4 protein-coding genes are annotated in these 3,779 nt (G+C 67.5%); all 4 read right to left on the bottom strand.

Annotated elements, in window-relative coordinates:
* Nucleotides 1–6: 6 nt before the first annotated feature.
* Nucleotides 7–894, bottom strand: a complete 888-nt coding sequence (locus tag QZW52_RS18865; protein WP_294001621.1) for an ABC transporter permease — start codon at nt 892–894, stop codon at nt 7–9.
* 1 nt (nt 895) lies between these two features.
* Nucleotides 896–1,780, bottom strand: coding sequence for an ABC transporter permease (locus tag QZW52_RS18860; RefSeq protein WP_294001620.1), 885 nt, complete (start codon nt 1,778–1,780; stop codon nt 896–898).
* 19 nt (nt 1,781–1,799) lie between these two features.
* A complete protein-coding gene (locus QZW52_RS18855; RefSeq protein ID WP_294001618.1) occupies nt 1,800–3,119 on the bottom strand; it encodes an ABC transporter substrate-binding protein in 1,320 nt (439 codons plus the stop codon).
* Nucleotides 3,120–3,174: 55 nt separating this feature from the next.
* Nucleotides 3,175–3,779: ABC transporter ATP-binding protein (locus QZW52_RS18850; RefSeq protein WP_294001615.1), on the bottom strand; the 605-nt coding region annotated here is incomplete at its 5' end.

Here is a 3,779-nt window from a genome sequence, read left to right as displayed (position 1 = left end):
CCGGGTTCATCGGCGGCGACTTTGCCAGCGTCCGACGACCGCCAGCGTCACCCCCATCACCAGGAACGACACCACCGTCGTCACCGTGCCCAGCGCGTAGATCACCGGGGTCGTCACCGTCGTCGTCAGCCCCTGCAGCTCCAGCGGCAGCGTGTTGAGGTCGCCCATCGCCTGCGAGCTGCGGGCGATCTCGTCCCAGCTCAGCGTGAAGCCGAACATGCCCACGCCCACCAGGCTCGGCCCGATCAGCGGCAGCACGACGTGCAGAAAACTCTGCCACGGCGTCGCCCCGAGGTCGCGGGCGGCTTCCTCATACGCCGGGTTGAAGCGGTTGAACACCGCGAACAGGATCAGCAGGCCAAACGGCAGCGTCCAGGTGAGCTGCGCACCGAGGCCCGAGCTGAACATGCCCAGCGTGGTCGTGAAGGTGTCGAGCGCGGCGGGCCAGTGCGCCTCCAGCAGCGTCTTCACCCCGGTGTCGAGCAGCCGGAAGCCCAGCCCGATCCCCAGCGAGACGATGATCGACGGCATGATCAGGCTGGCCACGACGACGTAGAACAGCGCCGTGCCCCCCGGCAGCTTCTTGCGGTAGGCCAGTCCCGCCAGCAGCGACAGCCCGACCGTCAGCCCCATGACCACCGCACCGAGCGCCAGCGAACGCCGGAAGGCCGCGCCGATGTCGATCACGCCGATGCCCTCCCACAGGACGCGGAACCAGTGCAGCGACACGCCGCGCATCGGGAAGGTCAGCCCGCCCTCCGGCCCCTGGAAGCTCAGCACGAAGATGGCGAGCATCGGCCCGTACAGGAAGAGCACGAAGGCGGCGAACACGGCGCCGAGCAGCCAGAAGCTCAGCGGGCGTTTCTTGCGGATGACACGGCGGGTCGTCCCCATGTCAAAGCTCCTTGCGCAGATCGACCAACCGCAGCAGCGCCGCGATCATCAGCAGCACCACCGCCAGCAGGATCACCGCGTTGGCCGCCGCGATCGGGAACTGCAGGTAGCTGGTCTGCACCTGGATCACCTTGCCGACCGAGGCGATCTGCTGGCCGCCCATCACGCCGACGGTGACGAAGTCGCCCATCACCAGCGCGATGACGAAGATCGAGCCGATGAGCAGCCCGGTACGGCTCAGCGGCAGCACGACGTGCCACACCGTCTGCCACGCGCTGGCGCCGTTGTCGCGGGCGGCTTCGATGAGCGTGCGGTCGATGCGCATCATCGAGTTGAAGATCGGCACGATCATGAACATGGTGTACAGGTGGACAAACGCCAGCACCACCGAGAACTCCGAGAACAGCAGCCACTCGATCGGCGTGTCGATCAGCCCCAGCCCCTGCAGCGTCTGGTTGACCAGCCCGTTGCGCCCGAGCAGCGGCACCCAGGACACCATGCGGATGACGTTGCTGGTCCAGAACGGCACCGTGCAGACGATGAACAGCACCGTCTGCGTCAGCGTGCCCTCGACGTGGAAGGCCAGGAAGTAGGCGATCGCGAAGCCGAGCAGCGCCGTGATTGCCCAGGTCAGCACGCTGAACTTCAGGGTGGACAGGTAGGTCTTGAAGGTCACGCACAGGTCGCCGTCGGGCGTGACCGGGCAGCCGGTGAAGACATCGAGGTAGTTCTGCCCGGTGAAGGCCGGGATCAGCTCGTACTCGGTGGCCTGCCAGACGCTGACCATCAGCACGAGGGCCAGCGGGACGACGAAGAACAGCGCGAACACCGCCGCGAGCGGCGAGGCTTGCAACCAGGCGAAGGTGGCGGTGCGGGCGCTGGTCATGGCGTGGTCCGGTGCGGAGTCAGGCAGCGACGAACTCGTTCCACTTCTGGACCATGTAGGCGTTCTCGTCCATCACGGCGTTCCAGCACGCGATGCCGCCCATGCGCTCCTCGTAGCTGCCGCCGTCGCGCACCGAGCCGGTCTTGGCCAGCACGTCGCCGCCGGGGCTCTTGATGTCCTGCGAGGCCGGCTTGCCTTCCATCCAGTAGGCCCACTCGTAAGGCTCCATCTTGGCCTTGGCGGTGTCGAGCACGGCGCTGTAGTAGCCCTGGCGGTTCAGGTAGGCGCCGGCCCAGCCGTCGAGGAACCAGTTGATGAACTCGTAGACGCCATCGGCCTTGCGCCCCGTCACCGTCTTCGGCACGCCAAAGCCGGCCGCCCAGGCACGGTACCCCTCCTTCAGCGGCTGGAAGGTGCAGGCGATGCCCTTGGTCCGCACGGCGGTCACGGCCGGCGACCACATCGACTGGATCACCACCTCGCCCGAGGCCATCAGGTTCACCGACTCGTTGAAGTCCTTCCACAGCGAACGGAACTGGCCGGCCTTCTTCGCCTCGATCAGCGTCTTGATCGTCAGGTCGATTTCCTTCTTGGTCATGTTCCCCTTGTCGGGGTACTTGTAGAGGCCCATGGCTTCCACGACCATCGCCGCGTCCATGATGCCGATCGACGGGATGTTCAGGATCGCCGCCTTGCCCTTGAACTCGGGGTTCAGCAGCTCGGCCCAGGAGGTGATCGGGCGCTTGATCAGGTCGGGGCGGATGCCCAGCGTGTCGGCGTTGTAGACGGTGGGGATCAGCGTCATGAAGCCGGTGGGCGACTTGGAGAAGGTCTTGCCGGTGGGACCGTCGAGGTACATCACCTTCTTCGGCGCGGTGCCCTGGTCGCCGACCTTCTTGCCGGCGACTTCGCCCTTGGTGAACAGCGAGGTGATCTGGTCGGCGTGCTTGATGCGCTTGACATCGATGCCCAGCAGGTTGCCGGTCGGCACGATCTTCTTGAGCGAGAAGTATTCGGTGTCGATCAGGTCGAAGCTGTTCGGGGCGGTGACGGCGCGCTTGGTCACGTCGTCGGTGGTGACGGGGATGTACTGGATCTTGATGCCGGTGTCGGCCTCGAACTTGTCGGCGATCGCCTTGTCCTGGTTCACGGCGGTGCCGAGGTAGCGCAGGACGATCTTTTCCTGGGCGTGGACAAAGGGGAAGCCGGTGATGCCGGTGGCGGCGACCCCCACGCCCGCAGCGGAGCGCAGGAAGCCGCGGCGCTGCAGTTCGGGGGTGTCGGCCGTGGGGATCGGGGCGGCCGGGGCGGTGTTCTGCGGGTCGAGATCAGCGGACATGGCGAGCACTCCTGGGGAGGTTGACGGACGGGGGAGGGGAAGAGCAAGAGGGCGTTCAGGCGGCCAGCGTGTGGGCGTCGTCGGGGTGCCAGTGCAGGGCGACGCGCTGGCCGGGTTCGAGGGGGGCGGCGTGGAAATCGGCGTCGGACAGCGCGGCCATCCAGACCGGCTCGGCGCCCGCTGCTGCCGCGTCGAGGGTGTCGGCGCTCAGGTGGACCTGCACCTGCGCGCCCTGGTATTCGATGGCGGCGACCTGCATCGTGTAGTCGCTGTCGGACCCGGCCCCCGCGCCGACCGTGCCCAGCCGCAGCCGGTCGCAGCGCACGGCGACCTTGCCGGCGGGCGTCTCGATGACGTTGTGGGCGCCGATGAAGCGCGCGACGAACTCGGTGCGCGGGCGCTCGAACACGTCGCGGGCGCTGCCGGCCTGCTCGATGCGGCCCTGGTTCATCACGACGACGAGGTCGGCCAGCGCCATCGCCTCTTCCTGCGAGTGCGTGACGTGGATGAAGCTCATGCCGAGTGCGCGGTGCCAGCGTTTCAGCTCGGCGCGCATCTTCACGCGCAGGAACGGGTCGAGCGCCGACAGCGGCTCGTCCAGCAGCAGCACCTTCGGCCGCAGCATCAGCGCCCGCGCCAGCGCCACCCGCTGCTGCTGGC

Origin of the sequence: Sphaerotilus sp. (assembly GCF_013299175.1) — a bacterium.
Lineage (GTDB): Bacteria > Pseudomonadota > Gammaproteobacteria > Burkholderiales > Burkholderiaceae_C > Sphaerotilus.
The sequence above is the reverse complement of the archived record's forward strand: the minus strand, read 5'-3'. Positions and strand labels throughout refer to the sequence as shown.

Bases quoted from the DNA above. Each gene is read 5' to 3' on its own strand.
- QZW52_RS18860 (WP_294001620.1), bottom strand. From the start codon at position 1,780: ATGACCAGCGCCCGCACCGCCACCTTCGCCTGGTTGCAAGCCTCGCCG.
- QZW52_RS18865 (WP_294001621.1), bottom strand. From the start codon at position 894: ATGGGGACGACCCGCCGTGTCATCCGCAAGAAACGCCCGCTGAGCTTC.
- QZW52_RS18855 (WP_294001618.1), bottom strand. From the start codon at position 3,119: ATGTCCGCTGATCTCGACCCGCAGAACACCGCCCCGGCCGCCCCGATC.